Origin of the sequence: Falsiroseomonas sp., from assembly GCF_041690465.1 — a bacterium.
Taxonomy (GTDB): domain Bacteria; phylum Pseudomonadota; class Alphaproteobacteria; order Acetobacterales; family Acetobacteraceae; genus Falsiroseomonas.
The window spans coordinates 244,347-270,481 of the sequence record NZ_JAWLHG010000003.1 but is presented as its reverse complement, the minus strand read 5'-3'; the positions used below and the strand labels follow the sequence as shown (position 1 = coordinate 270,481).

Sequence of the window (26,135 nt, the reverse complement as noted above, 5' to 3'; positions counted from 1 at the left end):
GCGGCGCTCGCCGTGGCGAAGCGCGCCAGCTGTTTCAGCGCGGATCCTGCGCCGCCAGCCGGTCCCAGCAATCGTCGCGGCGGGGCGAGAGGCGGTGCTTCATGATGCGCTGGCTCGGCGTGCGCTCGAAGGCCGGCACCATCGCGACATAGCGCGGCAACTGGTAGCGGGCGAGGCGCGGCGCGAGCCAGTCGCACAGCTCCCGTTCGCTCAGCGCCGCGCCGGGGCGGAGTTCGACGAAGAGCTTGATCTCCTGCTCGCCCAGATCGGCGGCGACGCCGATCATCGCGCAATCGGCAATGGCGGGATGGCGCGCGGCGACGCCCTCCACCTCCCAGGCGCCGACATTCTCGCCGCGCACCCGCGCGCTGTCGCTCATCCGGCCGTGGAAGAACAGATTTTCTTCAGTATCGAAGCTCCCCTGGTCGCCTGTGTGCAGCCTGCCGTCGCGCAGGGCGCGGGCGCTCGCTTCGGGGTTGTCGAGATAGCCTTGCGTCAGGGCGAGCGGGTCATGCGCGCGGACCACGATCTCGCCGCGCTCGCCCGGCGCCACCGGGCGGCCTTCGGCATCGTGCAGCGCCACCTCGAACCAGGGCATCGCGCGGCCGACGGCGCCGACCACCCCGCTGTCGTTGAAGGTGGTGAAGCTGGAGCTTTCGGTCATGCCGTAGCATTCGCGGAGCGGCAGGCCGAAGCGGTCCCGCACTTCCTGCCAGACCTCCGCCGGCGCGCCGCCGCCCCAGGCGATGCGCACGCGATGCGCGCGCTCCTGCGGCGCGGGCGGCTGCTTCAGCAGGATCTGCAGGATGCCGCCGAGATAGTGGATATGCGTCGCGCCGGCCGCGATCACCTCGTCCCAGAAGCTCCTGGCGCTGAAGCGCGGCGTGAGATGCAGGTGCAGCCGGCGCAGCAGCGGCGCCACCACCATCTGCGCGCCGCCGATATGGTACAGCGGCTCCCACATGAACATCACGTCGCCGTCGCGCGCATCCGCCACCAGCATCACGCCCTCGCCCGCCAGCCGCAGCATGCGGTGGGAGACGCGCACGCCCTTCGGCGGGCCGGTGGTGCCGGAGGTGTAGCAGAGCGCCACGTCGTCGGCCGGCTGCGGCAACGTGTCCGCAATGGCGGGCGCGAGGGGGCCGGCCGCCAGCTCCTCCGGCGTGATCGCCACCGCGCCGGCCTCGCGCAGCCGGGCGAGATGCTCCGCCGCGGCGATCACCAGGCGCGGCCGGGCATGGCCGAGGATGTAGCGCAGCCCCTCGCCCACCAGCTGCGGGTTGAGCGGCACCCAGACCAGGCCGGCGCGCGCTAGGCCGAGGATCAGCGCGAGCGCGGCGCGCCCGTTCGGCAGCATCGCCGCCACCCGGTCGCCGCGCGCCGCGCCGTGATGGCGCAGCGCGCGGACCAGGCCGGCGCTCTCCTGGTCGAGCGCGGCGAAGGTGAGTGGCGCGCCGCCGCAGACGGCGAACAGCCGGTCGCCCTCCTGCCGCGCGATGGCGTGGAACAGCTCGATGAAGCCACCTGGGGGCGGCAGCTGCGCGTCGGACATGGCAGGCTCCATCACGCGACTGTCGCGCGGTGCGGGGCGCTGTCAATGCGGGCCACCGGACCTGGCGCAGCAGGCCTGCGGCGCCTCCCCTGATGGGCTATTCAGGGCGGCAGGCAGCTCTGGCAGGCAGATGACACCATGATGACACAGGCCGAACGCGAGGCGCTGGTCGCCCGTATCGCTTCCATGCTGGAAACCCGCGCCGACGGCGCCTATGGCCTGCATGACGTGACGCAGAAGCAGCACGCATTGCAGGCCGCCTGGCTGGCGGAGCGCGCCGGCTGCGACCCGGCGCTGGTGGCGGCGGCGCTGCTGCACGACATCGGCCACCTGGTGCACGACCTCGGCGAGAACCCGGCCGCGGAGGGCGTGGACGACCATCACGAGGAACTCGGCCATGCCTGGCTCGCCGCCGCCTTCGGGCCGGAGGTGACCGAGCCGGTGCGGCTGCATGTCGCTGCCAAGCGTTATCTCTGTGCGGTCGAGCCCGACTACTTCGCCAGGCTCTCGCCGGACAGCGTCACGAGCCTCGCGCTCCAGGGCGGCCCGATGTCGGCCGAGGAGATCGCCGCCTTCGAGGCGCTGCCGCATCACCGCGCGGCGGTACAGCTTCGTCGCTTCGACGAACAGGCGAAGGTGCCGGGACGCGAAACGCCGCCGGTCGCGCATTTCATGCCCGTGGTCGCGCAGTGCCTCGCCGGGTGACACCAGGGTCCGTGCCCCGTCACCGGGGGTTCCACGCGCTGCGTGGCGCTGGCATGCGGAGGGGCGGACAGGAAAGGGAAGCAGGGCGATGCTGAACATCGACGCGGCTGCGATGCGGCAGGCGGAAGCGCATGTGCTGGCGGAGGCGATCGACGGGACGCTGCTCATCACGCTCAACCGGCCCGAGCGGCTGAACGCCTGGGACGCGCCGATGCGCGCGCGCCTGGTCGGGCTGCTGCTGCACGCCAACACCGATCCCGCCACCCGCGCGGTGGTGCTGACCGGCGCCGGCGAGCGTGCCTTCTGCGCCGGGCAGGACCTCAACGAGGGCAAGACCTTCGACGGTGCCCGTGCCGAGGAATGGATCGAGGAATGGCGGCGCCTCTACGGCACCATCCGCCGGTTCGAGAAACCGCTGGTGGTGGCGCTCAACGGGTTGGCCGCCGGATCCGCCTTCCAGGCCGCGCTGCTCGGCGACGTGCGCGTCGGGCATGAGGGATCGAGGATGGGCCAGCCGGAGATCAATTCCGGCATGGTCAGCGCCACCGGCTTCTGGATCATGCGCGAGATGCTGGGCCTGTCGCGCGCGATCGAGATGGTGCTGACCGGTCGCCTGGCGTCGGCGGAGGAGGCGCATCGGCTCGGCCTGATCCACCATCTGGTGCCGGCGGCCGAGGTGCGGGCCAAGGCGCTGGCTGTGGCGGCGGATCTGGCGGCGAAGCCGCCGCTGGCCTTCCGGCTGAACAAGCAGCGCTTCTGCGCCGCCACCCAGGCCGGCTTCGACGAGACCTTCGAGGCGGCACGCCAGCTCCACCGCCAGGCCTTCGAGGCCGGCGAGCCGCAGCGCGTGATGGCAGACTTCCTCGCGAAGCAGAGATAGCGCCTGAGAGCGCGCCGCCGCCACTTGCGCCGCGGCGGCGCGCGCTCACGGCGCGGCGGTCGGAACCGGCTCGATGTTGCGCGGGCGCGCCTTCATCTTCTGCAGGAACAACTCCCAGAAGCGCCGATGCGCGAGGCCCTGCGGGCCGGGCATGAAGGCCGGCGTGGGGCGCTCCAGGTAGACGATGTCCACCTCGGCGCTCTTGCAGTCGGCCAGCACCGCATCGAGGCGGGGGCTGCCCAGGATCGTCTCGAAGTCGCGGTTGGCGTGGTGGTTGGCCAGCCGGCTGTACTGCGCCATGTCGCCGATGATGGTCATGCTGAGCGGCCCGCCGGTTGCCGAGCGGGCGAAGGCATCGATGCAGACCGCGCGCACCGCCTCCATCACCGGCGCCAGGCTGCGCTCCGGCCGCTGCTGCACTTCCTCCATCACCTTGTCGATCTCGGCGCGGAAGGCCTGCTCGTAGCGCTCCCGCAGCGGCGCGGGCTCCGGATAGAAGGGGCTCCGGGTGGTGCCGGGATTGCACAGCACCAGGCGCGGGCTCAGCACCTCCACATCGTCCGCCTCGGACACGTAGAGCGCGACCCGCGCGCCGACCGGGGCCTCGGCGACGGCGCGGTCCAGCACCTCCCGCACGCGGCGCTGCTGGTTAGCGCTGATCGGGTCGGACCGGTCCACCAGGACGGCATGGACCGCCATCGGCTGGGGTTGCGGGCAGAAGGTCGCGGCGTCGGTCGCGACCGGACGTGCCCAGTTCCACCAGCTCGCGCCGATCGCCCCGGCCAGAAGGAACCCTCCGGCGACGGCGAACATCACCTGCCGCCGCCTGGCGCGCTTGCGCTGGCGGCGCCGAGATCCCGACCCGGAGCGGGAGGAGGCGCGCGCGCCCGAGGATGGAGTAGTCCCTTCAGGCGTCGCGGGGGGTTGCTCGGACGACGACATCAGCGCGGCGCCGCCGTGTCCGCCCGCCAGCCGACATGCGCCGCTGCAGCTTCGATTTCACCATTCCGTGCCATTGCCATGGCGCTCCGCACCCTCCGGTTGCGAGCACCATAGCAGATGGCCCAGGGCGCGTTCAGCCCTGGGGCAGGCGTCCTTCGGGCGTGTAGCGGTCAACCGCGTCGGGCAGGTCGCGCGTCAGCCGCGCCAGGATCTCATGGCGCGGCATCCCGGTCTGGCGCGACAGCAGATCGAGGGTCTCCGGGCCGACCGCACGTTCCAGCCGATCCGGCGACAGTTCGCGGTTCGGGCCGTGACGCACCCAGGAGTCGGCGGTTTCGGCCTCGCCGGCCTGGCGGAAGCTGTCCACCAGTTCGCGCAGGCCGCCACCGAGCAGCCCGCCGATCCCGCCAGCGGTGCCCGCCCCCGCCGGGCCGCCCGCGGCCGCGGCCTGGCCGCCGGCACGCCCGCGCTCTTCCGGCGGCAGGTCGCCCCGTTTGCCGCCGGCCGTGCCGAGCAACTCGGCCAGCTTGTCGCGATGCTGATAACCGGCAATCGCCAGCACCGCGAGCAGCGCTGTCATGGAAGGGCGGCTCATACGGGTTCTCCCCTGTTGATGGAGGGCAGAACCCACGGCCCCTGTTGGCGGTTCCGCTGCCGGCACGGCGGGCAGCGGGTTCAGGCGCCGGCCTTCACCGCCCCTTCAGGCGACATCGCCAGGCTTGCGGCGAGCCGGGTCGTTGGCGCGGGTGACGTCGTCCGCCAGGCCCGGGGCGCGCACGCCGCCGGCCAGCCCCGGGCCGGCCATGCCGCTGCCAAGGCTCGATCCCGCGACGGTGCCGCTGCTGACTCCGCCGGTGGCGGGCGGGCCGGCGGGACCGGTCCAGCCGTCATTGCGCCACTCGGTCGTGCGGTGGTGCATGTCCACCGGGCCGTGGGCATCGAGCAGCCGCTCGGCCTCGACCACGCGGCTCTCCTCCGTGCGCACCACGACCAGGTGGCCGCCGCGGCGGACGCCCTCGGTATAGGTCGCCGCTTCCTCCTCACCGAGGCCGGCGCCGAGCAGGCCGCCGAGCAGCCCGCCGGCGGCGGCGCCGACGCCGGCGCCGGTGAGGGTGGCGACCAGCCAGCCGGCGGCCACCACCGGGCCGATCCCCGGGATGGCGAGGGCGCCGAGCCCGGCAAGCAGCCCGGCGCCGCCGCCCAACACCGTGCCGAGCGTGGCGCCGGTGGCGGCACCGCTCTCGGCGCCGGTGTCGCCGCGCCGGCTCTCCGCTGCGGTCACTGTGTCGTTCGCGGCGGCGGCGCCCTGGCCACCGAGATAGCTGATGTCGTCGTGACGGAAGCCGGCGGCTTCGAGATCGTTCACCGCCCTCCGGGCGTGCTCGGCGCTGTCGTAGAGCCGGGCGATGCTGCGCGTGGCCATGCTGTTATCCTCCGGTGCGGGTTCGGTGCGCGGTTCAGCGGATCGCCGCCACGTTGCCGCGATAGTCGAGGCCGACGCCGGTCGGCTGGCCGTTGCGGATGGCGCGGCCGCGCCAGATCCCGCGCGCATCCAGGCGCAGGTCCTGCACGTCGTTGAAGCCGGCCTCCGCCATGCGCTCGGCAGCCTGGCCGGCGGTGAAGGAATTGGCGCCCTCCTCGAGCAAGCCGCCCTCCACGACCAGTGCGCCCCCTTCGGTGGTGGCGCGGGCGCGCTCGCGCTCCAGCGTCATGCCCGTGCCGCCGCCGGTGGTGGCGGGCACGCCGCCGGTGGCGCCTGTCACGCCGCCGGTGGCGGGCGGCGGGGGAGGCACGGCTGCCTGCCCGGCGGGTGGCGGCACCGGGGAGCCGGGGCGCAGCGTGCCGGGAACCACGTCCGGCTGCGCGTCGGGGGCGCGGATCCCCACGCCGCCCGGCACGCCCAGGCCGGTCGCCACGCCCTCTCGCGGGTTCTGTACGATGGCCGGCCCGCCGGGGTTCATGCCGGGCGCCGCACCGGCGGGGGTGCCGGGCGCCATGTTGGTGGGGTTCACCTGCTGGGCCCGTGCGCCGGCATCCTGCCCACCGGGGCCGACGCCGCCCATGCCGGGCGCCTCGTTGGCGCGGCTGCCAGGCGGCATCGGGCTGGGGTTCACCTGCTGCGCGGTCTGCGCCAGGGCCGCCCCGCCAGCGCCGAGGGCGGCAGTAACCGCGGCGATGATCGTCAATTCGCGAAGTGGCATGCCGTATGCGCTCCCGTGGGATTTCCTGCGGGGACTGATGTCCCGATGGAACATCAACGGGGTGGGGCCAAGAGCGTTCGTCGCGCAGCCGGCATGGCACCTGACAGGCGCGCGAGCGGAACGGCCTACCGGTTGTTCATCCGGATGCGCCGAGCGCGGCGGCGAGGGCCGCGTTGCTGTAGCGCGGATCCTCGGTGACCTCGGCGCCGAGCCAGCCGGGCAGCGGCGGATCCACCGCCTCGGAGGAGAGTTCCACCTCGGCCAGCACCAGGCCCTTCAGCCGGTCGGGGGCGTGGAACTCGTCCACCGTCCAGAGATGGCCTTCATGCTCCAGCGCCCAGCGCGTCTTGGCCAGCTCGGCCATGGGCGAGAGAGCCAGCATGGCGGCGCCGTCCGCCCAGGGGATCGCGTATTCGAACTCGGCCCGCACCTTGCCGCCCGGTCCCTTGACGGTGAGGAAGGCGGCATCGCCGGCCAGGCGGATGCGCACGCTCGGCAGGCCGGGGCCGCCGGCGGCGAGATAGCCCTGGCGCATCGCCAGCCCGGGCCCGCGCACCTGCGCCCGCCAGCCATCGGACGCCACCAGGAATTTGCGCTCGATCTCGGTGCCCATCGGCGCCGCTATAGTCCCTCGGCGTCGCAGCTTCCACTGGCAGGCGCTCGTCCGGCAAGGCCGGCAGGCGCTCGACGCGGCGGGGTGGCGCGCCCACATTGCCGGCCATGAATGTGCTCGCCCCCACGCCCGTGCTGTTCTTCCCACAGAAGCGCCCGGTCGCGCCGAACGGCCAGGCGCTGCGGGTGGTCTCGCCGTTCGAGCCGAATGGCGACCAGCCCGCCGCGATCCGCCAGCTCGTCGGCGGCCTGGAGCAGGGCGAGCGCGACCAGGTGCTGCTCGGCGTCACCGGCTCCGGAAAGACCTTCACCATGGCCAAGGTGATCGAGGCGGTGCAGCGCCCGACGCTGGTGCTCGCGCCCAACAAGACGCTGGCGGCGCAGCTCTATGGCGAGATGAAGAGCTTCTTCCCCGACAACGCGGTGGAGTATTTCGTCAGCTACTACGACTACTACCAGCCCGAAGCCTACGTCCCGCGCACCGACACGTACATCGAGAAGGACGCGCAGATCAACGAGCAGATCGACCGCATGCGCCACAGCGCGACGCAGGCGCTGCTGGAACGGTCGGACGTGATCATCGTCGCCTCCGTCTCCTGCATCTACGGCATCGGCTCGGTCGAGAACTACAGCCGCATGGTGGTGAAGCTGGAGCGCGGCGGCCGGATCGACCGCGACGTACTGGTCAAGGGCCTGGTGGAGCAGCAGTACCGCCGCAACGACACCGCCTTCCAGCGCGGCACCTTCCGCATCCGCGGCGAGACGGTGGACATCTGGCCCTCCCACCTCGAGGACCGCGCGTGGCGCGTCAGCCTGTTCGGCGACGAGGTGGACGGCCTGCGCGAATTCGACCCGCTGACCGGCGAGGTGGTGGGCGAGCTGGACCGCGTCTCCATCTACGCCAACAGCCACTACATCACCCCGCGCCCGACGCTGCAGCAGGCGATCCGCGACATCAAGGTGGAGCTGAAGCAGCGGCTGGAGGAGCTGCACGCCGAAGGCCGGCTGCTGGAGGCGCAGCGGCTGGAACAGCGCACCACCTTCGACATCGAGATGCTGGAGACCACCGGCAGCTGCAAGGGCATCGAGAACTACAGCCGCTACCTCACCGGCCGGAAGCCGGGCGAGCCGCCGCCGACGCTGTTCGAATACCTCCCGGAGAATGCGCTGCTGGTGGTGGACGAAAGCCACGTCACGGTGCCGCAGATCGGCGGGATGTATCGCGGCGACTTCGCGCGCAAGACGATCCTGCGCGACTTCGGCTTCCGCCTGCCCTCCTGCACCGACAACCGGCCGCTGAAGTTCGAGGAGTGGGACGCCTATCGCCCGCTGACCGTCTTCGTCAGCGCCACGCCCGGCCCTTGGGAGATGGAGCGCACCGGCGGCGCCTTCGCCGAGCAGGTGATCCGCCCGACGGGTCTGGTGGATCCGGTCACCGAGATCCGTCCCGTCGAAGGCCAGGTGGACGACCTCCTCGCCGAATGCCGGACGGTTGCGCAGCAGGGCGGCCGCGTGCTGGTGACGACGCTCACCAAGCGCATGGCCGAGGATCTGACGGAATACATGACCGAGGCCGGCATCCGCGTGCGCTACCTGCATTCGGACGTGGACACGCTGGAGCGCATCGAGATCATCCGCGACCTGCGCAAGGGCGTGTTCGACGTGCTGGTGGGCATCAACCTGCTGCGCGAGGGTCTCGACATTCCCGAATGCGCGCTGGTGGCGATCCTCGACGCCGACAAGGAAGGCTTCCTGCGGTCGACGACATCGCTGATCCAGACCATCGGCCGCGCCGCGCGCAACGCCGAGGGGCGCGTGGTGCTCTATGCCGACGTGATGACCGACAGCCTGCGCCGGGCGCTGGAGGAGACGGCCCGCCGCCGCGCCAAGCAGACGGCCTGGAACGAGGAACACGGCATCACGCCGCAGAGCATCAAGCGCGACATCTCCGACGTGCTGCAATCCGTCTATGAGCAGGACTACGTGACCGTCGAGGCCGTCGAGGGCGACGAGACGGCGAACTTCGTCGGCAAGGACATCGGCGCGGCGATCGGCGAGCTGGAGAAGCGCATGCGCGCCGCTGCCGCCGACCTCGAATTCGAGGAGGCGGCGCGGCTGCGCGACGAGATCAAGCGGCTGGAATCGCTGGAGCTCGGCATCCAGCCGAACCTGGCTGGCCGCTCCCTGCAGGCAAGCACGCCGCGCGCGGCCGGCCAGAAGAAGGACGAGTGGAAGCCCAAGCCGCTCGGCCCCGGTGGTGGTGGCTACGATCCGAAGAAGGGCAAAGGTGGCCGCGGCCGGCGGCGTTGATGGGCGGAATAAGCACGCAAGCGTGACGTTCTGTGGCCGTGCGTGCCACAGAGGTGCCCTTGGCTCGCCACAACCAGCCGGTGTAATCCGCTGGTCCAGAATGGCGCCAAAGGAGATTCGCATGCAGAAGAACCTCGGCCGCGGCTTCACCCGCGTTGCGCTGGCGGTGGCGCTGATCGCCCCCCTTGCCGCCTGCGAGGGGATGAGCCGTCAGCAGCAGCGCGCCCTGTCGGGCGGGGCGATCGGCGCGGCCGGCGGCGCGGCGCTTGGCGCCATCACCGGTGGCTCGGCCGTGACCGGCGCGCTGATCGGGGGGGCCGGCGGCGCCGCGGTGGGCGCGATAACCGGCCGCTGAGACCCGGGGGCCGCGGAACACCCGCCGCGGCCCCGCGTTCGCCCTGCCGGAACCAGCCGCAGGGACGGGCAAGGCATGGCCGAGCACCACGCACGCATCGAGATCGCGCGCCCACCGCAGGAGGTCTTCGCCTTCCTCGCCGACCCCAACAACCTGTCACGGTGGCTGCCGATGCTGCGCGAGAGCTTCCGCGAAGGGCCCGACCGGGTCCGTGTGATCGGCGGCGGCCTCGGTTCCGAGGGATTCGTCGAACACGTCCGCTTCACCGCCGATCCCGGCGCGCGCTGTGTCTCCTGGGCAACTGCCACCGGCGTCGGCTGCGCCGGCGATCTGCATGTGGAGCCCGAGGGGACGGGTGCGACGCTAAGGCTGACGCTGCGCCTGGGCGGGCGGGCCGAGCGGCCCGATGCGTTGGCCCATTGGACCGGCGATCCCGCCCTCGACATGGAAGCGGCGCTGCGCGCCACGCTGGCGGCGGTGCGGCAAGTCTGCGAGGACCGGCGGGAAGGCGTGCCGCTGGTCTCCGGCGGCACGCAATCGCATCCGGGCGAAGCACCGCTGCGCGACAGCCGCGAATATGGCGAAACCGCCACCCAGATCCCCGCCTCGCCCAAGGAGGTGCGGCGGCGGAGTTGAACTGCGGCGGCCCGCGGCCGATCAACCGGTGGTCAATCCGGGCGGACAGCCCTATCTCCGCCGCTGCATGTCGATTCCCGCGACCATCCCACGTACTGCGCTGGTCACCGGCGGCGCCAAGCGGCTCGGCCGCGCCATGGCGCTGGCGCTTGCCGGAGCCGGCTTCGACATCGCGCTGCACCACGCGACCAGCACCGCCGAGGCCGAGGAGGCCGCCGCCGCGATCCGCAGACTCGGCCGCCGTGCCGCGCCGCTGCGTGCCGACCTGGCGCGGGAAGCCGAGGTCGCCGCGCTGCTGCCCGCGGCGCAGGCGGCACTCGGCCCGATCGGCGTGCTGGTCAACAACGCCTCCACCTTCGAGCGCGACGAATGGCACGACGCCACGCGCGAGAGCTGGGACCTGCACATGGAGCCGAACCTGCGCGCGCCCTTCGTGCTGGCGCAGGCGATGGCCAGGGCGCTGCCGAACGGCGCGGAGGGCGTGGTGGTCAACCTGCTGGACCAGCGGGTCTGGTCGCTGACGCCGCACTTCGTCTCCTACACCGTCTCCAAGGCGGGCCTCTGGGCACTGACGCAGAGCCTGGCGCTGGCGCTGGCGCCGCGCATCCGCGTCAACGGCATCGGGCCTGGACCCGCCCTGCCATCCCCGCGGCAGACGCCGGAGCAGTTCGAGCGGCAATACACCTCGGTTCCGCTGCGCCGCGGCACCTCGCCGGAGGAGGTCGCGGCGGCGCTGCTGGCGATCCTGTCGCTGCCCTCGATGACCGGGCAGATGATCGCGCTGGATGGCGGGCAGCATCTGCAATGGGCACCGGTGCGCGATCCGATGGACGCCGTCGAATGATGTATGCGCCGGATGCCGAACGCGGACGGCGCGTGGTCTTCGTCCGCGGGCTCGACCTGATGGCGCGGCTCGGCATCCACCCGCACGAGAAGGCCGCCCCGCAGCGCATCCGCGTGGACATCGAGTTGCTGGTCCAGGACGAAGCGGCACCGACCGACATCGGCCCGGACGATTTCCGCCGCGTGGTGGACTATCAGCGACTGGTCGAGCTCGCGCGTTCGGTTGTGACAGCCGGCCACGTGCTGTTGGTGGAAACGCTGGCGGAGCGGCTCGCGGCGGCGGCATTGGCGGATGCCAGGGTCGAGCGGGCTCGCGTCACGGTTGAAAAGCCGGACGCCTTCCAAGATGTTTCGGGTGTGGGCGTGGTTGTCGAAAGGCGCAGGTCCTAGAAGCACTTGGCCGGGTGCCGCCAAACTTTTCCACGGTGATCACGTACGCAGGAGCATTATCTCGGCATAAAGTTCCAGGATGCACTTGACTGCGGCTCTGCAACACTTGCCGGAGAATTTTCGTTGCGAATCAATTAGTTAGCAAATGTGCCCAAAAGTTGGGCAAAATCGTGTTACTGGCGGATGACGGCCATTTCCGGGCCTCCCGACACGCCGCGTCCACAGAGTTGTCCACAGTTTTCGTGGACAACCTCGCCGCCCGCCTGACTCCGCGCGGCGCCCTGGCCGGGCCATATCCTACACGCATGACGCGCGAATCCGATCCAACCGCCGAACAGGCCACTCTCCCCCCGGCCATGCCCGGCCTGCTGGCCATCGAGACGGCCCTCGCCACGCTGCCACAGACGCCCGGCGTCTATCGTATGCTGGATGCCAAGGGCGACGCGCTCTACGTCGGCAAGGCGCGCAGCCTGCGCCGGCGCGTTGCCGCCTACACCCAGATCGGCCGCCTGCCGGAACGCCTCCGCCGCATGGTGCACGAGACGCGCAGCATGGAGGTCGTTACCACCGCCAGCGAGGCCGAGGCGCTGCTGCTGGAAGCCAACCTCATCAAGCGCCTGCGGCCGCGCTACAACATCGTGCTGCGGGACGACAAATCGTACCCCTGGCTGGTGCTGGCCGAGGACCACCCCTATCCGCAGATCGCCAAGCACCGTGGCGAGCGCCGCAAGGGTGCGAGCTACTGGGGCCCCTTCGCCTCGGCCTGGGCGGTGAACCAGACGCTGACCGCCTTGCAGCGCGTGTTCCTGCTGCGATCCTGCCGCGACACCGTGTTCGACAGTCGCAGCCGCCCCTGCCTGCTGTTCCAGATCAAGCGCTGTTCCGCCCCCTGCGTCGGCCGCATCTCGGAGGCCGACTACGCGGGCCTGGTGAAGGAGGCGAAGGAGTTCCTCTCCGGCGGCACGCCGTCGATCCAGCGGCGCCTCGCCGCGGAGATGGAGCAGGCGGCGGAGCGGCTGGAATTCGAGCGCGCGGCGGCGCTGCGCGACCGCATCCGCGGACTCACCCATGTGCAGGGCCGCGACCGCATCAACATGGAAGGCATCGGCGATGCCGATGTGGTGGCGCTGCACCAGATGGCCGGGCAATCCTGCGTGCAGGTGTTCTTCTTCCGCGGCGGGCGCAACAACGGCAACCGCCCGTATTTCCTGACGCATGCCAAATCCGACCAGACCCCGGAGCAGGTGCTCGGCGCCTTCCTCGGCCAGCTCTACGACGACCTGCCGCCGCCGCCGCTGGTCCTCGTCAGCCACGAGCCGAAGGATGCGCCGGTGCTGGCCGAGGCGCTGACCCTCAAGGCCCGGCGCAAGGTCGAGATCCATCGCCCGCAGCGCGGCGACAAGCGCGCCGCCGTGGAGCACGCCGCCACCAATGCCCGCGAGTCGATCGAACGCCGCATGGCCGAAGGCACCGCGCAATCCGCCCTGCTGCAGGGCGTCGCGCGGCTGTTCGACCTGCCGGACGCGCCCGAGCGCATCGAGGTGTACGACAACAGCCACATCATGGGCACCAACGCCTATGGCGTGATGGTGGTGGCTGGCCAGGCGGGCTTCCTCAAGCAGCACTACCGCAAATACGCGATCCGCGAGGCGAAGCCCGGGGACGATTTCGCCATGATGCGCGAGGTCTTCGAGCGTCGCTTCGGCCGCGCCCTGAAGGAGGATCCGGAACGCGAGAGTGGCACCTGGCCCGACCTGGTGCTGATCGACGGCGGCGCAGGCCAGCTTTCCGCGGCGCGGGAGATCCTGAACGAGATGGGGCTGCACGACATCCCGCTGGTGGCGATCGCCAAGGGCCCCGATCGCGATGCGGGCCGCGAGTGGTTCCACCAGACGCAGAAGGAACCCTTCCAGCTGGCGCCGCGCGACGCCGTGCTCTACTACCTGCAGAGGCTGCGGGACGAGGCGCATCGCTTCGCCATCGCCAGCCATCGCGCCGGCCGGTCGAAGGCGATGACCCGCAGCGAACTGGACGAGATCCCGGGCGTGGGCAGCGCGCTCAAGCGGAAGCTTCTCAACCATTTCGGCTCCGCGCGCGGCGTGCGCAATGCGGCGCTCGAGGACCTGGAAAAGGCACCGGGCGTCGGCCCCTCCGTGGCGCGCAAGATCTACGGGCACTTCCACCCGGCCGAAGGGTAGCGCTGGGGAACCACCGCCGCTCCCTCGTCTTTCTGCAACGGTTCCCGCCACGGCTCGGCGGGAAAGGCGCCGCGCCCGGCTACGGCGGCAAGGACAACCGGCCGGCAGCGGGAGGGCGGAACGATGAGCCAGCACCAGGGCGCAACGGGCTTCGACGAAGCGCGGGTGGTGCGGCTGTTCGAGGAGGCGATCGGCACCAGCTTCACCGATGGCAACCGCATCGAGCGGCTGCGCAACGGCGACCAGATCTTCCCGCCGATGCTCGACGCCATCGCCGGCGCGCGGCGCAGCGTGGAGCTTCTGACCTACGTGTACTGGACCGGCGAGATCGCGGAGCGGTTCGCCAAGGCGCTCGCGGACAAGGCGCGCGAGGGCGTGCCGGTCAAGGTGCTGCTCGATGCATGGGGCGCGGCGCCGATGGCGGATGGGCTGACCAGCACCATGGAGGAGGGCGGCGTGGAACTGCGGTGGTTCCGGCCCCTGGCGCGGATCCGCCTCGGCCAGGACCTCCGGCGCACGCATCGCAAGGTGCTGGTGGTGGACGGACGCGTCGGCTTCACCGGCGGCGTCGGGATCGCGAAGGAGTGGTGCGGCGATGCGCGCGACAGGACGGAGTGGCGCGACGACCATTTCAGGGTCACCGGGCCGGCGGTGCGCGGCCTGCGGGCGGCCTTCCTCGGCAACTGGGCGGAGGCGATCGCCGAGGACCGTTCCGCCACCCCGATCGGCGATCTGCTCACCGCCGGCGACGACGAGCCGGCCCGGCCGGGGGAGGCGCGGGTGCAGGTGGTCCGGTCCTCGGCGAGCTATGGTTGGTCGGACGTGGCGGCCATGGTCGAGCTGGCGATCGGTCTGGCGACGCGCTCGCTGCGCATCGCGACCGCCTATTTCACGCCCGATGCAGTGACGACCGAAGCGCTGGCGCGGGCCGCGCGCCGCGGCGTGGCGGTGGAGATCCTGATGCCCTGGCCGGAGATGGACATGCGGGTCAGCCAACTGGCCGGGTCGGATCAGATCGCGCCGCTGCTGGAGGCGGGCGTCACCATCCACGTGTTTCAGCCCACCATGTTCCACGCCAAGCTGATCCTGGTGGACGGGGCGATCTCGATTCTCGGCAGCGCCAACTTCAACCGCCGCTCCGCCTGGCAGGACGAGGAGGTATGCCTGGTGTGCCTCGATGCGGAACTGGCCGGGGTGCTGGCCGCGGACTGGGCGGAGGATGTGGCGCGCAGCCGGCCGATCGAGCTGGGACGCTGGCGGAAGCGCGGCTTCGCACGGCGGGCGCGCGAGGCGGCGGCGCGGCTGGTCCGGCCGATGGTCTGACCCTGACACCGGCCGCCTCGCATCTGTTCAAGCTCTTCGACCAGTGCCTAAGCTGCCTCCCAACGACAGGTTGGGGAGGAAAGCCGAGGATGCATACGCACCATCTGCGCCGGCGCGGCCTGCTGGCCGCAACGCTTCTCGCGGGCCCGGCGCTCGCTGCGCCGGCACGCGCACAGGGCGCGGCGAGACCACTGCGTATGGTGGTCCCCTTCCCGCCCGGCGGCTCGGTGGACATCGTCAGCCGCATCGCCCAGCCGGTGATCCAGGAGTTGCTCGGCGCCACCGTGGTGATCGAGAACCGCAGCGGCGCCGGCGGGATGATCGGCGCCGGCGCGGTGGCGCAATCGGCGCCGGATGGCGGCACGGTGGTGTGGGGGAACATCGCCACGCACGCGATCAACGCCGCCGTCTATACGCGCATGCCATACGACCCGGTGGCCGATTTCGCACCGGTGACGCTGGCGGCGCGCATCGACTTCATGCTCGCGGTCCACCCCTCGGTGCCGGCGAACAACGTCGCGGAGCTGGCGGCGCTGGCCAAGGCCGATCCGCGCCGGCTGACCTATGGCAGCGCCGGCGCCGGCAGTCTGCCGCACCTGCTGACCGAGATGCTGAAGCGTGGCGCGGGCGGCATCCAGATCGAGCACGTGCCGTTCCGCGGCGGCGGGCAGCTGCTGATCGACCTGCTGGCGGGCAACATTTCGATGGCGATCGCCGATGTCGCCGGCCTGCAGCCGCATGTGCGGCAGGGGCGGCTGCGCGGCCTGGCGGTGGCGGGCACCGAGCGCTCCGCCCTGATGCCCGACCTGCCCCGCATCAACGAGACGCTGCCGGGCGTGGAGGGCACCGCCTGGCACGGCGTCTTCGCCCCCGCCCGCACCCCACCCGAAATCGTGGCGCGGCTGCACGCGGCGATCGGCGGCGCGCTGACCCGGCCCGACATCCGCGCCCGGCTGATCGCCTCCGGCGCGGAGCCGATCGGCGGCGGGCCGGAGGCGCTCGCAGCCTTCCAGCGGGCCGAGATGGCGAAATGGGCCGAGATTGCCCGCGCGGTGGATGCCAAGGTGGAGTAGCCCCGCCGCTCCCGCCTCGCCCGGCGCGGTCCCTTCTGCTAGACCGGGCGCCGCATGCCGATGGACCTGCCGAACCTTCTGACGCTCTCCCGCATCGCGGCGATCCCGGTGCTGGTCGTGCTCGCGGCGCTGCGCCACCCGCTGGGCGACCTCGGCGCCTGCATCGTCTTCTCGGCGGCGGCGATCACCGACTACTACGACGGCAAGCTTGCGCGAGAGCGGCAGCAGACCAGCAATTTCGGCCGCATGCTGGACCCCATCGCGGACAAGCTGCTGGTCGGCGCGGCGCTGATGCTGCTGGCCGGGATGGGGCGCCTGACGGATTTCGGCCTGTTCCCCGCCATCGTGATCCTGCTGCGGGAGATCCTGGTCTCCGGCCTGCGTGAATACCTGGCGGGGCTTGCGGTCGGGCTGCCGGTGACGCGGCTGGCCAAGTGGAAGACCGGCTTCCAGATGGGCGCGCTCGGCACGCTGCTGGCCGGCGACACCGCCGCCGCCGTGCTCTACCTCTCCTTCCTGCCGGTGTCGCTGATCGGCGAGGTGATGCTCTGGACCGCGGCGGCGCTGACCATGATCACCGGCTGGGACTATCTCCAGGCCGGGCTCCGCCACGCCGGCTCCGAGACGCCGGCCGAGAACCGCGACACCGTCCGGTCTTGAGGCTTGCGCCCGCGCGGCGCATGTTGCGGGCAGGCAATCCAAACGGCGGGACCGCTCCATGCACCTCGCAGGCACCTACAAGGCGACGGCACGGCCTATCCGGCAGGGCGGGGCGGCGTTCGGCCTGCTGCTGCTGCTTGCTGGCTGCTCGGCGCCCGACATCGGCTTCGTGGAGAGCGCCTGGTCGCCCTTCGCGGGCCCGCGCGACATCGTGACCTCGGACGCGCTGACCGTGCAGCGCGTGCGCGGCCAGGCGCCGACGGTGGCGCCGCTGCTGCCCGAGCCCGGCAATGTCTGGCCGACCCCGGAGGCACCGCGCCCCACCTTGCTCGGCAGCCCCGAGGAGGCGTTCCGCAACATCCCGGAATACCGCCCGCAGCTGATCGAGGGTGCGCCGCCCGCGCGCTCGCCGGTGCCGACGCCGGCGCCAGGCGCGCGCGTGGGTTCCGGCGCCGCGCTGACCGCGCCGCCGGCGCTGCGCGAGCCGCAGCGCTTCCAGGTCAATCCGCCGCTTGCAGCACCCACCGCGCCGCCACGCCCGGCGGAGGGCCAGGTGCTGATCGACCCGCAGGGCCGGCCGGCGGTGGTGACCGGCGAGGCGGGGCGCGTCAGGGGCGTGCAGCAGCCCGGCATCGGCGGCGGCGCGGTGGTGCGGGACGGCAACGTCGAGACCTGGATCGGGCCGGACGGCCGCACCCATTCGCGCGTCGTGCCGCAATAGCCGGCGGAGCACCGCTTGAAGGTCCTGTATTTCGCCTGGGTCCGGCAGAAGGTCGGCACCGCGGAGGAGGAGGTGGCGCCGCCGCCGGAGGTGCGCGACGTCGCCGGACTTGTGGCCTGGCTTGCCGGCCGCGGCCCGGGCCATGCCGCCGCCTTCGCCGATCCGCGCCAGATCCGCGCCGCCGTGAACCAGGATTTCGCGCCGCCCGACCATCCCGTGCGCGCCGGCGACGAGGTTGCCTTCTTCCCGCCGGTAACCGGCGGCTGACGCCATGCCCGTGATCCCGCGCATCCTGGTGCAGGAGGCGCCCTTCGACGCGGGGGCGGAGACAGCGGCGCTTCATGCGGGACGTGACGATGTCGGCGGCTTGGCCAGCTTCCTCGGCATCTGCCGCGGCGATGGCGGGCTCACCGCGATGGTGCTGGAGCACTACCCCGGCATGACCGAGCGCGCGCTGGCGCGCATCGCCGAGGAAGCCTGCGCCCGCTGGCCGCTGACGGGCTGCACGGTGATCCATCGCCACGGCCGGCTGGTGCCGGGCGATCCGATCGTGCTGGTGCTGACCGCCAGCGCGCATCGCCAGGCGGCGCTGGAGGCCTGCGCCTTCCTGATCGACTGGCTCAAGACCAAGGCGCCCTTCTGGAAGCGCGAGGAATTCGCCGGCGGCGGCGCCCGCTGGGTGGAGGCGAAGGCGGAGGACGACCAGGCAGCTTCGCGCTGGGCGCGCTGAAGTGCTGCGGCTTCTCGCGCTCATCGCCGGCGCGGTGCTGCTGGTCTGGCCGGCCTTCCTGAACGGCTACCCGCTGGTGTTCAGCGACACCGGCGCCTTCCTGCACCAGACCTCGGGCCCCCTCGTCATCTGGGACAAGCCGCATGTCTATGGACCGCTGTTGCACGCCTTCCACTGGGGCGTGACGCTGTGGGCGCCGCTGCTGGCACAGGGGCTGATGATCTCCTGGCTGCTCTGGCTGACGCAGCGCGCCTTGCGTGGCGCGGCGACGCCGGGGCTGCACCTGCTAGCCTGCCTGGGCGCCGCGCTGCTCACCACCGCGCCCTTCACCGTCGCGCTGCTGATGCCCGATGTCTTCGCGCCCGCCGTGCTGCTGGCGCTGCTGCTGCTGGCCTTCGCACGGGAGAGCCTGTCGCGGGCCGAGGCGCTGGGGCTCGGCGTGGTGGCGGCGCTCGGCATCGCGGCGCATCTCTCCCACCTGCCGCTGGCGCTGGCGATCATTGCACTGGCGCTGCTGATGACGCGCCGCCTCGCGCCGGCGCTGCGGGCGGCGGCGCCGGTCGCTGCGGCGGTGGCGATCCTGGTCGGGACCAATCTCTGGGGGCATGGGCGCGCCGCGCTGTCGCCGCACGGGGCGACCTTCATGCTGGCACGGCTGCAGGCCGACGGTCCGGCCGCCGCGGTGATCCGCGACCGCTGCCCGGAGGCGGGCTGGTATCTCTGCGCCTTCGCCGACCGCCTGCCGATGGACAGCGACGACTTCCTCTGGCGGCCCGACAGCCCGGTGAACCGCGCGCCGGACGGCACGCCCCGCTTCCTCGGCGGTGCGCTGCTCTCGGCCGAGGCCGGCGCGATCGTGGCCGAGACGCTGCGGGCGCGGCCGCTGGAGGTGGCGCAGGCGATGCTGGCCAATTCGCTGCGCCAGCTCGTCATGGCCGGCGTCGGCGACACGCTGGTGCCGGACCATCTGGCGGCGGCCGTGCGGCCGCGCATCGCCGAGGCCTTCCCGGCGCGCGAGCTGGCTGCCTACGACGCGGCGCTGCAACCGCGCGGCGCGCTGCCGGCCGCCGCCGCGCCCTTCCTCTGGCCGCATGGGCCGGTGCTGCTGGCCGGCGCGGCGCTGGCGCTGCTCGCCTGGTGGCGCGCGGCGCGCAGGCGGGACCTGCGGCGCCTGGCGTTGGTGGTCGGCGTGCTGGTGGGCATCAGTGCCAATGCGGTCGCCGCCGGCGCGCTCTCCAGGCCGAATCCGCGCTACGAGGCGCGCATCCTGTGGCTGATGCCGGTGGTCGCGGCGCTGGCGCTGGCGCCGCGGCGGCGATGAAGACGATTGCGGCGCTGATCGCCGGCGCCGCACTGCTGGTCTGGCCGGCCTTGCTGAACGGCTATCCGCTCGTCTTCATCGATACCGTCTCCTACCTCAATCACACGACGCTGCCGGAAGTGCCCTGGGACAAGACGCTCGCCTACGGGCCGTTCCTGCACCTGTTCCACTGGCAGGTCTCGCTGTGGCCGGCGGTGGCGGCGCAGGGGCTGATCGCCTCCCACCTGGTCTGGCTGGCGCAGCGGATGGTGCGCCTGGAACAGACCGCGGCGGCACACCTGCTGGTCTGCGCCGCGCCCGCGGCGCTGACCTCGGCGCCATGGTTCCTGGCGACGCTGATGCCGGATGCTCTGACCGCGCTGGCGCCGCTGTGCCTGCTGCTGCTGGCCTTCGGCGGGCTCTCGCGCGGCGAGGTTGCCTGGGTGGCTCTGGTGGGGGCGCTGGCGGTGGCGGTGCATCTCTCGCACCTGCCGACCGCATTGGCGATTCTGGGCCTGGTCGCGCTGCTGGCGCGGCGGGCGGGGCCGGTGCTGCGCGCGGCGCTGCCCGTCGTCCTGGCGCTGGCCTTCCTGCTCGGGTCCAACGCCTACGCTTTCGGGCGCGTGACGCTCTCGCCGCATGGCGCCGTGTTCCTGCTGGCACGGCTGCAGGCCGACGGGCCGGCGGTGGCGGTGATGCGCGATCGCTGCCCCGAATCGGGCTGGCATCTCTGCGCCTTCCTGGACCGGATGCCGCTCGACAGCGACGACTTCCTCTGGCGCGGCAGCAGCCCGCTGAACAGCTACCCGGACGGATCGCACCGGCCGATGGGCGGCGTGGTCGGCGCCCCGGAGGCACGCGAAATCGTCGCCGCGACGCTGCGCGAGCGGCCGCTCGAGGTCGCCGCGGCGATGCTGCGCAACACCCTCGCGCAGCTGCTGATGCCGCGTGTGGGGGACACGCTGGTGGACACCTACCTCTCGGTCTCCGCGCGACGGCCGATCGCGGCCGCCTTCCCCGCCCGGGAACTCGCCGCCTTCGATGCCGGCGCGCAGATGCGGGGCGTGCTGCCGGCGCGCGCGGCGCCCTTCCTGCTGCCGCACATCCCGGTGCTGCTGCTCGCGGCGCTCGCCGCGCCGCTGCTGCTGTGGCGCGTGGCGCGGCGGCGGGACCTGCCGCGGGGGGCGCTGCTGGCCGGCGCGCTGCTGGCCTTGCTGGCCAATGCGGCGGCGACCGGCGGGCTCTCCAAGCCGCATCAGCGCTACGAAGCGCGGATCGCCTGGCTGCTGCCGCTGGCGACAATGCTGGCGGCGCTACCCCGACGCGAAGCCGGCCTCTTGCGGAACCGGCGTCAGGACGGTTCCGGGGCGGTGGCCGTGGCCTCGACCAGCGCGCCGATGTCAGGCCAGGCGCAGCGGCGCTCCATCACCTTCTGGCCGAAGGTCTCGCCCACCTGCTCGGGTCCGGTCATGGCGCCCAGCCGCTCGTAGAAGCGCAGGGCGCCATCGTTCTGCGCGAAGACCGTGAGCTCCGCCGCCGTGCAGCCGCGCTCGCGCATGCGCGACGCACCGAAGCCGAGCAGCAGCCGGCCAATGCCGGCGCCGCGCAGACCCGGGCGCACATGCAGGTTGTCCACGTAGGCAACGGTGCCGCGCCGGAGAATGGCGATGAAGCCGGCAACCTCACCGGCCAGGGCGGCGATGGCCACCAGCCCTTCCCGCCGCGGCGCCGCCAGCGCCTCCGCCCAGCGCTGCGACAACAGCCCGGCGAGCGGGCCGTCGAGGAAGCCATCATCCAGCACGCCCCGATAGGCGTCGCGCCAGGATGCCAGATGCAGCGCGGCGATGGCGGGGGCATCCGCCGGTCGCGCGCTGCGGACACGCAATGCCACCTGCCCCGCCCCTCCTCGCGAAGCCTCGCTGCCCGGTCAGGCCCCGAGCTGGGCGGCCACCTGCTCCGGCGGCATCCGGACCAGCGCCTCGTAGTCCTTCAGCAGAGTCTCGGTGATCTGGGCGGGGGTGAAGTGCAGCTCGCCGACCTGGCGCACCGGCGTCACCTCGGCGGCGGTACCGGCGAGGAACACCTCGGTGGCGCGGGAGAGATCGGATTGCGGGATGGTGCGCTCCACCACCTTGATCTGGCGCTTCTTCGCCAGCGCCATCACCGTGCGGCGGGTGATGCCGTCGAGGAAGTTGACCGGCGTGGGCGTGTGCAGCTCACCGTCGATCGCGAGGAAGACGTTGGCGCCGGTCGCCTCGCTGAGGTCGCCCTTCCAGTCCAGCATCAGCGCGTCGTCGAAGCCCGCCGCCTCCGCCTCGTGCTTCGAGAGCGTGCCGATCATGTAGAGGCCGGCGGCCTTCGACGCGGTCGGCGCGGTCTCGGGATGCGGGCGCTTCCACTTCGCCCAGCCAAGGCGCACGCCCTTCATGCGGTTGTCGCCGAACAGGTTCGGCCAGGCCCAGGTGGCGATCGCCAGATGGATCTTCGTCTGCTGGGCGGAGACCGAAAGCTGCTCGGCGCCACGCCAGGCGATCGGGCGGACATAGGCGTCGGTCAGGCCGTTCTTCGCCACCACCGCCTTGCAGGCGTCGTCGATCTGCTCGGCGCTGAAGGGGATCTCGAAGCCGAGGATGCGGCCGGAGGCGATCAGCCGCTCGGTATGCTCGCGCAGGCGGAAGATGTGGCCGCCATAGGCGCGCTCGCCCTCGAAGACGCCGGAGGCGTAGTGCAGCCCGTGGGAGAGGACGTGCAGCTTCGCCTCGCGCCAGGCGACGAATTCGCCGTCCAGCCAGATCCAGCCGTCGCGGTCATCGAAGGGCACCAGGGCCATCGGGGCATTCCTCCAGATCTCTTGTGGGCAGCCGTCGCGTCGCCGAGTCTTGCGTCGGTGCTACCGCATGGTCACGCCGTTGTCCTATATCCGCCGCCGGGGCGCCATGCGATGGGCCGAGTGTGGCGGCGCGAAGGAAATGCGTCAACTATGCTGACCAAATACGGATTCGCCGGGAACGCATGACCGTCATGCCGAAGGATGCGATGTCCCGGCCGCTGGCCGCCGCCGCCGAGGCGGAGGGCGCGGGCCCGCGCGGCGCGGCGGCGCCGGCCGGGCGCAGCCTGCTCTTCCTGCGGGAGGAGGAGCTGCGGCTCGCGCAGGACCTGCTGTTCTTCGGCTATCGCGACTTCACCGCCGGCGCCGATGCCATCCTCGCCGATCTCGGCATGGGACGGGCGCATCACCGGGTGCTGCATTTCGTCGGCCGGCGGCCCGGCATCACGGTGGGCGAGCTGCTCGGGATCCTGGCCATCACCAAGCAGTCGCTCGGCCGTGTGCTGACCCCGCTGATCGACGAAGGCTATGTTACCCAGGCCCCGGGCCGCACCGACCGTCGCCAGCGCCTGCTGTCGCTGACCGAGAAGGGCGCGGCGCTGGAGCGCCGGCTCTACGAGCGCCAGCGGGAGACGGTGATGCAGGCCTATCGGGAGGCCGGGCCGCAGGCAGTGGAAGGCTTCAGGCGGGTGATGCGCGGGCTGATGGGTGCCGAGGCGCGCGCCGCCCTCGCCCGGCTCGAAGCGGCGGCGGAGCGCGAGGGCGGATGAGCGCGGCGGAGGTCGCGGCGGAGGCGCCGCACCTGCTGGTGGTGGACGATGACGCCAGGCTGCGCGGCCTGCTGCAGCGCTTCCTCGGCGAGCAGGGCTTCCGCGTCACCGCGGCCGCCGATGCCGCCGCGGCGCGTCACGCGCTGGCCGGCTTCGCCTTCGACCTCCTCGTGCTCGATGTGATGATGCCGGGCGAGAGCGGGGTCGAGCTGGTCGAGAGCCTGCGCGCGGAAGGACGCGAGGTGCCGATCCTGATGCTCACCGCGCGCGGGTCGCCGGACGACCGCATCGCCGGGCTGGAAGCCGGCGTGGACGACTACCTCGGCAAGCCCTTCGACCCGCGCGAGCTGGCGCTGCGCATCCGCACCATCCTGCGCCGCGCCGCGCCACCGCCGGCGGCGGAACCGGCGGCCGGGCCGGTGCAGCTCGGCCTGCGCTGGTTCGACCCGCAACGCGGCGAGCTGCGCGGCCCCGAGGGCACGCTGCGCCTGACCGGCGGCGAGACCGCGCTGCTTGCCGCACTCGCCGCGCGGCCGAACGAGGTGCTGAGCCGCGACGAGATCGCCGCCGCGCTCGGCACGCCGGAGGCCGGCGAGCGCGCGATCGACGTGCAGGTGACGCGGCTGCGCCGGAAGGTGGAGCCCGACCCGCGGGAGCCCCGCTTCATCCAGACCGTCCGCCACCGCGGCTACGTGCTGCGGCCTGGGGTGTGATGACCGCGCTCGAGAAGTTCCTGCGCGTCTTCATGCCGCGCGGGCTGCTCGGCCGCAGCCTGCTGATCATCCTGTTGCCGCTGCTGATCCTGCAGGGGATCGCGCTGCAGATCTTCTACGGCTCGCATCTCGACGTCATCTCGCGCCGGCTGGCGGCGGCGGTGGCGGGCGAGCTCGGCTTCGTCACCGAGCTGATCCAGCGCGACACCTCGCCCGAGCATCGCGCCTGGGTCTTCCGCGAGGTCGCCTGGCGATTCGACATGGCGCTGGCCTTCGAGCCGGGCGCGACGCTCGGGCCGACGCCGGACCGTGCGGCCTGGCAGCCGCTGCTGCCGCTCGAAGGCGACCTCGCGCATGCGATGGACGAGCGCGTGCGCCTGCCCTTCGACGCCGACTGGGTCTCCGACCCGCGCAGCGTGATCATCCGCATCCAGCTGCCGGACGGCGTGCTGCACGCCGAGGCGCCGCGCAAGCGGCTGTTCAGCGGCACGCTCTATCTGTTCGTCGTCTGGCTCGGCGGCTCCTCGCTGCTGCTCTTCGCGGTGGCGGCGCTGTTCATGAAGAACCAGGTGCGCGCGATCCGCCGGCTGGCCGGCGCGGCGGAGGCCTTCGGGCTCGGCCGCGACATCGGCCCGATGAAGCCGGAGGGCGCCTCGGAGGTTCGCCAGGCGGCGATCGCCTTCAACCGCATGCAGGAGCGCATCCGCCGCTTCGTCGCGCAGCGCACCGACATGCTGGCCGGCATCAGCCACGACCTGCGCACGCCGCTCACCCGCATGCGGCTTGGCCTCGCCGTGCTGCCGCGCGGCGAGGCGGCGGAGCAGGACATCGCCGAGCTGACCCAGGATGTCGAGGAGATGGAGCGGATGGTCGCCGCCTATCTCGCCTTCGCGCGCGGCGAGGGCGGCGAGCAGCCGCGGCCGGCGGACCTGGCCGAGATCGTACGCGACGTGGCGCAGAAGGCGCGGCGCGACGGAGCGGAGGTGGTGGTGGAGGCGCCGCGCTCCCTGGTCCTGCCGCTGCGCCCGGATGCGTTGCGGCGGTGCCTGGCGAACCTGCTCGACAATGCGCGCAAGCATGCCGCACAGATCGCGGTGGCGGTGGCCGAGTTGCCGCGCGAGGCCTCGGCGGTCGGCCCCGCGACCGCGGCCGCCTGGGTGCAGGTGACGGTGGATGATGACGGGCCTGGCATTCCGGCCGAGCAGCGGGAGGAGGCGTTCCGCCCCTTCGCGACGCTCTCCCCCGGCGGCACCGGGCTGGGGCTGGCCATCGCGCGCGACATCGTGCGGGCGCATGGCGGCGACATCGTGTTGCAGGAGAGCCCGCTCGGCGGGCTGCGCGCGCGCGTCAGGCTGCCGGTGTGACATCGGACCGGCTCGACATCCGCGAGACCACGCCGGCCGATCTGCCCGGGATCGCGACTCTCTACGCGGAGGCTTTCCCGGGCGAGGAGCTGATGCCGCTGGTGGGCGAGTTGCTGCAGGAGCCCTGCGGCGTGCTCTCGCTTGCCGCGATCGCCGGATCGGCCCTCGTCGGGCATGCGGTGTTCACGGCCTGCGGGCTGGACGCCGCGGCGGACGGGATCGCGCTCGTCGGACCGCTCGCCGTTGCCGTCGCCTGGCAGCGGCGGGGCATCGGCACCGCGCTGCTTCGCGCCGGGTTGCGTCGGCTGGAGGAGGCCGGCGTGGAGCAGGCCTGCGTGCTGGGCGACCCGGCCTATTACGGACGTCTCGGCTTCGCCGCGGAAACCGGTATCCGGCCGCCCTACGCCCTCCCACCGCAATGGGAGGGGGCGTGGCAGTCGCTGCCACTCGGAGCGGCGGGGCGGCCGCGCCAGGGCAAGCTTCGCGTGCCGAGGCCCTGGCGCCGCCCGGCCCTCTGGGCACCGTGATGCCCGGCCTGGGAGGCCCTCAGCCGCCCGGCTTCGCCGAGATCTGCTTGATCTCGTCCATCGCCTCGGCGAAGCGCTTGTTCAGCAGGGCGAGCGCCTCGCCATTCGACTTCTGGATCAGGTCGGCGACCTCCTTCATGTTCGCCACCGCCCGCTCATAGCCGGATTTCAGCAGCTCCGCCTGGCGCGTGGCGCGCTCCTGCGGGTTTTCGGTGCCGCTCATGCTGCGCATCGCCTCGGTCATGTCGGTCATCGCCGACTGCACGATCTCCATGTGCCGCCGGGCCACCGCCTGCGCGCCTTCCAGCGCCACGCGGTTGGCCGCCGAGAGCGCCTCCAGGTTGCGCCGCTGCGCCTGCGCCAGGCTTTCGAGGTCCGCGAAATGCGGCAGGCGGAACTCGGCGAACATCTTCATCACGTCGTCGGGCTTCATGCCGAACCGGTCTGACATAGGGGGGCTCCTTGCTCCGGCGGCGATGCTACCGGAGTGCGGCCGTGGACAG

28 protein-coding genes and 1 pseudogene are annotated in these 26,135 nt (G+C 72.3%); 20 read left to right on the top strand and 9 right to left on the bottom strand.

Annotated elements, in window-relative coordinates; genetic code table 11:
- Positions 1 to 34: 34 nt before the first annotated feature.
- On the bottom strand, positions 35 to 1,552 hold the full coding sequence (locus ACESM1_RS05235) for an AMP-binding protein (protein WP_372618386.1): 1,518 nt from the start codon (positions 1,550 to 1,552) through the stop codon (positions 35 to 37).
- A 141-nt stretch (positions 1,553 to 1,693) separates the two neighbouring features.
- On the opposite strand from ACESM1_RS05235, the gene ACESM1_RS05230 reads away from it, so the two are divergent.
- Positions 1,694 to 2,257 (top strand): phosphonate degradation HD-domain oxygenase, encoded by a 564-nt coding sequence (locus tag ACESM1_RS05230; RefSeq protein WP_372618384.1) that lies wholly within the window; start codon positions 1,694 to 1,696, stop codon positions 2,255 to 2,257.
- An 88-nt stretch (positions 2,258 to 2,345) separates the two neighbouring features.
- Positions 2,346 to 3,137, top strand: a complete 792-nt coding sequence (locus ACESM1_RS05225) for an enoyl-CoA hydratase/isomerase family protein (RefSeq protein ID WP_372618382.1) — start codon at positions 2,346 to 2,348, stop codon at positions 3,135 to 3,137.
- Between the two features lie 45 nt (positions 3,138 to 3,182).
- Here the strand turns inward: ACESM1_RS05225 and ACESM1_RS05220 are convergent, their stop codons facing one another.
- The 5 genes from ACESM1_RS05220 to ACESM1_RS05200 all read right to left on the bottom strand — a co-directional run bounded on the left by ACESM1_RS05220 (position 3,183) and on the right by ACESM1_RS05200 (position 6,893).
- On the bottom strand, positions 3,183 to 3,953 hold the full coding sequence (locus tag ACESM1_RS05220) for a hypothetical protein (protein ID WP_372618380.1): 771 nt from the start codon (positions 3,951 to 3,953) through the stop codon (positions 3,183 to 3,185).
- Between the two features lie 259 nt (positions 3,954 to 4,212).
- Entirely contained in the window at positions 4,213 to 4,659 is a 447-nt protein-coding gene (locus ACESM1_RS05215; RefSeq protein ID WP_372618378.1) for a YidB family protein, read from the bottom strand.
- A gap of 120 nt (positions 4,660 to 4,779) precedes the next feature.
- Positions 4,780 to 5,502, bottom strand: coding sequence for a hypothetical protein (locus tag ACESM1_RS05210; RefSeq protein ID WP_372618376.1), 723 nt, complete (start codon positions 5,500 to 5,502; stop codon positions 4,780 to 4,782).
- Between the two features lie 34 nt (positions 5,503 to 5,536).
- Positions 5,537 to 6,280: a hypothetical protein gene (locus ACESM1_RS05205; RefSeq protein WP_372618374.1), complete on the bottom strand. Its 744-nt coding sequence runs from the start codon at positions 6,278 to 6,280 to the stop codon at positions 5,537 to 5,539.
- A gap of 136 nt (positions 6,281 to 6,416) precedes the next feature.
- Positions 6,417 to 6,893, bottom strand: coding sequence for a CYTH domain-containing protein (locus tag ACESM1_RS05200; protein WP_372618372.1), 477 nt, complete (start codon positions 6,891 to 6,893; stop codon positions 6,417 to 6,419).
- Positions 6,894 to 7,000: 107 nt separating this feature from the next.
- Here ACESM1_RS05200 and uvrB point away from each other — a divergent pair, with 107 nt between their 5' ends.
- The 14 genes from uvrB to ACESM1_RS05130 all read left to right on the top strand — a co-directional run bounded on the left by uvrB (position 7,001) and on the right by ACESM1_RS05130 (position 20,921).
- Positions 7,001 to 9,202 (top strand): excinuclease ABC subunit UvrB, encoded by a 2,202-nt coding sequence (gene uvrB / locus ACESM1_RS05195; protein WP_372618370.1) that lies wholly within the window; start codon positions 7,001 to 7,003, stop codon positions 9,200 to 9,202.
- 121 nt (positions 9,203 to 9,323) lie between these two features.
- Complete coding sequence (locus ACESM1_RS05190) at positions 9,324 to 9,557, top strand: hypothetical protein (RefSeq protein WP_372618368.1); 234 nt, start codon at positions 9,324 to 9,326, stop codon at positions 9,555 to 9,557.
- Positions 9,558 to 9,632: 75 nt separating this feature from the next.
- Positions 9,633 to 10,193: an SRPBCC family protein gene (locus ACESM1_RS05185; protein WP_372618366.1), complete on the top strand. Its 561-nt coding sequence runs from the start codon at positions 9,633 to 9,635 to the stop codon at positions 10,191 to 10,193.
- 67 nt (positions 10,194 to 10,260) lie between these two features.
- Complete coding sequence (locus ACESM1_RS05180; RefSeq protein ID WP_372618364.1) at positions 10,261 to 11,037, top strand: SDR family oxidoreductase; 777 nt, start codon at positions 10,261 to 10,263, stop codon at positions 11,035 to 11,037.
- Positions 11,034 to 11,426 carry a dihydroneopterin aldolase gene (folB, locus tag ACESM1_RS05175; RefSeq protein ID WP_372618362.1) on the top strand — a complete coding sequence of 131 codons (393 nt, stop codon included), beginning with the start codon at positions 11,034 to 11,036 and terminating at the stop codon, positions 11,424 to 11,426. The genes ACESM1_RS05180 and folB overlap by 4 nt, the downstream gene beginning before the upstream one ends.
- Positions 11,427 to 11,782: 356 nt before the next feature.
- On the top strand, positions 11,783 to 13,624 hold the full coding sequence (uvrC, locus tag ACESM1_RS05170) for an excinuclease ABC subunit UvrC (RefSeq protein WP_372618360.1): 1,842 nt from the start codon (positions 11,783 to 11,785) through the stop codon (positions 13,622 to 13,624).
- Positions 13,625 to 13,747: 123 nt separating this feature from the next.
- Positions 13,748 to 14,947 carry a phospholipase D-like domain-containing protein gene (locus ACESM1_RS05165; RefSeq protein ID WP_372618358.1) on the top strand — a complete coding sequence of 400 codons (1,200 nt, stop codon included), beginning with the start codon at positions 13,748 to 13,750 and terminating at the stop codon, positions 14,945 to 14,947.
- Positions 14,948 to 15,036: 89 nt separating this feature from the next.
- Positions 15,037 to 16,020 carry a tripartite tricarboxylate transporter substrate-binding protein gene (locus ACESM1_RS05160; protein ID WP_372618356.1) on the top strand — a complete coding sequence of 328 codons (984 nt, stop codon included), beginning with the start codon at positions 15,037 to 15,039 and terminating at the stop codon, positions 16,018 to 16,020.
- 54 nt (positions 16,021 to 16,074) lie between these two features.
- On the top strand, positions 16,075 to 16,680 hold the full coding sequence (gene pgsA / locus ACESM1_RS05155) for a CDP-diacylglycerol--glycerol-3-phosphate 3-phosphatidyltransferase (RefSeq protein WP_372618354.1): 606 nt from the start codon (positions 16,075 to 16,077) through the stop codon (positions 16,678 to 16,680).
- Positions 16,681 to 16,738: 58 nt separating this feature from the next.
- On the top strand, positions 16,739 to 17,401 hold the full coding sequence (locus ACESM1_RS05150) for a hypothetical protein (RefSeq protein WP_372618353.1): 663 nt from the start codon (positions 16,739 to 16,741) through the stop codon (positions 17,399 to 17,401).
- A gap of 15 nt (positions 17,402 to 17,416) precedes the next feature.
- A complete protein-coding gene (moaD, locus tag ACESM1_RS05145; RefSeq protein ID WP_372618351.1) occupies positions 17,417 to 17,668 on the top strand; it encodes a molybdopterin converting factor subunit 1 in 252 nt (83 codons plus the stop codon).
- 4 nt (positions 17,669 to 17,672) lie between these two features.
- Positions 17,673 to 18,131 carry a molybdenum cofactor biosynthesis protein MoaE gene (locus tag ACESM1_RS05140; protein ID WP_372618349.1) on the top strand — a complete coding sequence of 153 codons (459 nt, stop codon included), beginning with the start codon at positions 17,673 to 17,675 and terminating at the stop codon, positions 18,129 to 18,131.
- Position 18,132: 1 nt separating this feature from the next.
- Positions 18,133 to 19,452, top strand: coding sequence for a hypothetical protein (locus ACESM1_RS05135; RefSeq protein WP_372618347.1), 1,320 nt, complete (start codon positions 18,133 to 18,135; stop codon positions 19,450 to 19,452).
- Positions 19,449 to 20,921, top strand: coding sequence for a hypothetical protein (locus ACESM1_RS05130; RefSeq protein ID WP_372618345.1), 1,473 nt, complete (start codon positions 19,449 to 19,451; stop codon positions 20,919 to 20,921). Before ACESM1_RS05135 ends, ACESM1_RS05130 begins: the two co-directional genes overlap by 4 nt.
- A gap of 23 nt (positions 20,922 to 20,944) precedes the next feature.
- Here ACESM1_RS05130 and ACESM1_RS05125 read toward each other — a convergent pair.
- Positions 20,945 to 21,322: pseudogene (locus ACESM1_RS05125) on the bottom strand (GNAT family N-acetyltransferase); the annotation flags it as partial.
- A 36-nt stretch (positions 21,323 to 21,358) separates the two neighbouring features.
- Complete coding sequence (locus ACESM1_RS05120; RefSeq protein WP_372618343.1) at positions 21,359 to 22,261, bottom strand: branched-chain amino acid aminotransferase; 903 nt, start codon at positions 22,259 to 22,261, stop codon at positions 21,359 to 21,361.
- Positions 22,262 to 22,452: 191 nt separating this feature from the next.
- Between ACESM1_RS05120 and ACESM1_RS05115 the strand changes: the two genes are divergently transcribed.
- Genes ACESM1_RS05115 through ACESM1_RS05100 form a run of 4 tightly spaced genes read left to right on the top strand, consistent with a single transcriptional unit; the run spans position 22,453 to position 25,632 of the window.
- The gene (locus ACESM1_RS05115; RefSeq protein ID WP_372618565.1) at positions 22,453 to 23,028 is read left to right on the top strand and encodes a MarR family winged helix-turn-helix transcriptional regulator; all 576 of its coding nucleotides are present in this window, start codon (positions 22,453 to 22,455) and stop codon (positions 23,026 to 23,028) included.
- Positions 23,025 to 23,741, top strand: coding sequence for a response regulator (locus ACESM1_RS05110; protein WP_372618342.1), 717 nt, complete (start codon positions 23,025 to 23,027; stop codon positions 23,739 to 23,741). Before ACESM1_RS05115 ends, ACESM1_RS05110 begins: the two co-directional genes overlap by 4 nt.
- Positions 23,741 to 25,105 (top strand): ATP-binding protein, encoded by a 1,365-nt coding sequence (locus tag ACESM1_RS05105; protein ID WP_372618341.1) that lies wholly within the window; start codon positions 23,741 to 23,743, stop codon positions 25,103 to 25,105. Before ACESM1_RS05110 ends, ACESM1_RS05105 begins: the two co-directional genes overlap by 1 nt.
- The gene (locus ACESM1_RS05100) at positions 25,102 to 25,632 is read left to right on the top strand and encodes a GNAT family N-acetyltransferase (RefSeq protein ID WP_372618339.1); all 531 of its coding nucleotides are present in this window, start codon (positions 25,102 to 25,104) and stop codon (positions 25,630 to 25,632) included. Before ACESM1_RS05105 ends, ACESM1_RS05100 begins: the two co-directional genes overlap by 4 nt.
- 19 nt (positions 25,633 to 25,651) lie before the next feature.
- On the opposite strand, the gene ACESM1_RS05095 is transcribed toward ACESM1_RS05100, so the two are convergent.
- The gene (locus ACESM1_RS05095) at positions 25,652 to 26,083 is read right to left on the bottom strand and encodes a phasin family protein (protein ID WP_372618337.1); all 432 of its coding nucleotides are present in this window, start codon (positions 26,081 to 26,083) and stop codon (positions 25,652 to 25,654) included.
- Between the last annotated feature and the right edge of the window lie 52 nt (positions 26,084 to 26,135).

Bases quoted from the DNA above. Each gene is read 5' to 3' on its own strand.
- ACESM1_RS05130 (WP_372618345.1), top strand. From the start codon at position 19,449: ATGAAGACGATTGCGGCGCTGATCGCCGGCGCCGCACTGCTGGTCTGG.
- ACESM1_RS05150 (WP_372618353.1), top strand. From the start codon at position 16,739: ATGCACCTCGCAGGCACCTACAAGGCGACGGCACGGCCTATCCGGCAG.
- uvrC (WP_372618360.1), top strand. From the start codon at position 11,783: ATGCCCGGCCTGCTGGCCATCGAGACGGCCCTCGCCACGCTGCCACAG.
- ACESM1_RS05110 (WP_372618342.1), top strand. From the start codon at position 23,025: ATGAGCGCGGCGGAGGTCGCGGCGGAGGCGCCGCACCTGCTGGTGGTG.
- uvrB (WP_372618370.1), top strand. From the start codon at position 7,001: ATGAATGTGCTCGCCCCCACGCCCGTGCTGTTCTTCCCACAGAAGCGC.
- folB (WP_372618362.1), top strand. From the start codon at position 11,034: ATGATGTATGCGCCGGATGCCGAACGCGGACGGCGCGTGGTCTTCGTC.
- pgsA (WP_372618354.1), top strand. From the start codon at position 16,075: ATGCCGATGGACCTGCCGAACCTTCTGACGCTCTCCCGCATCGCGGCG.
- ACESM1_RS05140 (WP_372618349.1), top strand. From the start codon at position 17,673: ATGCCCGTGATCCCGCGCATCCTGGTGCAGGAGGCGCCCTTCGACGCG.
- ACESM1_RS05225 (WP_372618382.1), top strand. From the start codon at position 2,346: ATGCTGAACATCGACGCGGCTGCGATGCGGCAGGCGGAAGCGCATGTG.
- ACESM1_RS05210 (WP_372618376.1), bottom strand. From the start codon at position 5,502: ATGGCCACGCGCAGCATCGCCCGGCTCTACGACAGCGCCGAGCACGCC.
- ACESM1_RS05180 (WP_372618364.1), top strand. From the start codon at position 10,261: ATGTCGATTCCCGCGACCATCCCACGTACTGCGCTGGTCACCGGCGGC.
- ACESM1_RS05205 (WP_372618374.1), bottom strand. From the start codon at position 6,280: ATGCCACTTCGCGAATTGACGATCATCGCCGCGGTTACTGCCGCCCTC.
- ACESM1_RS05185 (WP_372618366.1), top strand. From the start codon at position 9,633: ATGGCCGAGCACCACGCACGCATCGAGATCGCGCGCCCACCGCAGGAG.
- ACESM1_RS05235 (WP_372618386.1), bottom strand. From the start codon at position 1,552: ATGTCCGACGCGCAGCTGCCGCCCCCAGGTGGCTTCATCGAGCTGTTC.
- ACESM1_RS05190 (WP_372618368.1), top strand. From the start codon at position 9,324: ATGCAGAAGAACCTCGGCCGCGGCTTCACCCGCGTTGCGCTGGCGGTG.
- ACESM1_RS05095 (WP_372618337.1), bottom strand. From the start codon at position 26,083: ATGTCAGACCGGTTCGGCATGAAGCCCGACGACGTGATGAAGATGTTC.
- ACESM1_RS05120 (WP_372618343.1), bottom strand. From the start codon at position 22,261: ATGGCCCTGGTGCCCTTCGATGACCGCGACGGCTGGATCTGGCTGGAC.
- ACESM1_RS05165 (WP_372618358.1), top strand. From the start codon at position 13,748: ATGAGCCAGCACCAGGGCGCAACGGGCTTCGACGAAGCGCGGGTGGTG.
- ACESM1_RS05230 (WP_372618384.1), top strand. From the start codon at position 1,694: ATGACACAGGCCGAACGCGAGGCGCTGGTCGCCCGTATCGCTTCCATG.
- ACESM1_RS05215 (WP_372618378.1), bottom strand. From the start codon at position 4,659: ATGACAGCGCTGCTCGCGGTGCTGGCGATTGCCGGTTATCAGCATCGC.
- ACESM1_RS05115 (WP_372618565.1), top strand. From the start codon at position 22,453: ATGCCGAAGGATGCGATGTCCCGGCCGCTGGCCGCCGCCGCCGAGGCG.
- ACESM1_RS05200 (WP_372618372.1), bottom strand. From the start codon at position 6,893: ATGGGCACCGAGATCGAGCGCAAATTCCTGGTGGCGTCCGATGGCTGG.
- ACESM1_RS05160 (WP_372618356.1), top strand. From the start codon at position 15,037: ATGCATACGCACCATCTGCGCCGGCGCGGCCTGCTGGCCGCAACGCTT.
- ACESM1_RS05105 (WP_372618341.1), top strand. From the start codon at position 23,741: ATGACCGCGCTCGAGAAGTTCCTGCGCGTCTTCATGCCGCGCGGGCTG.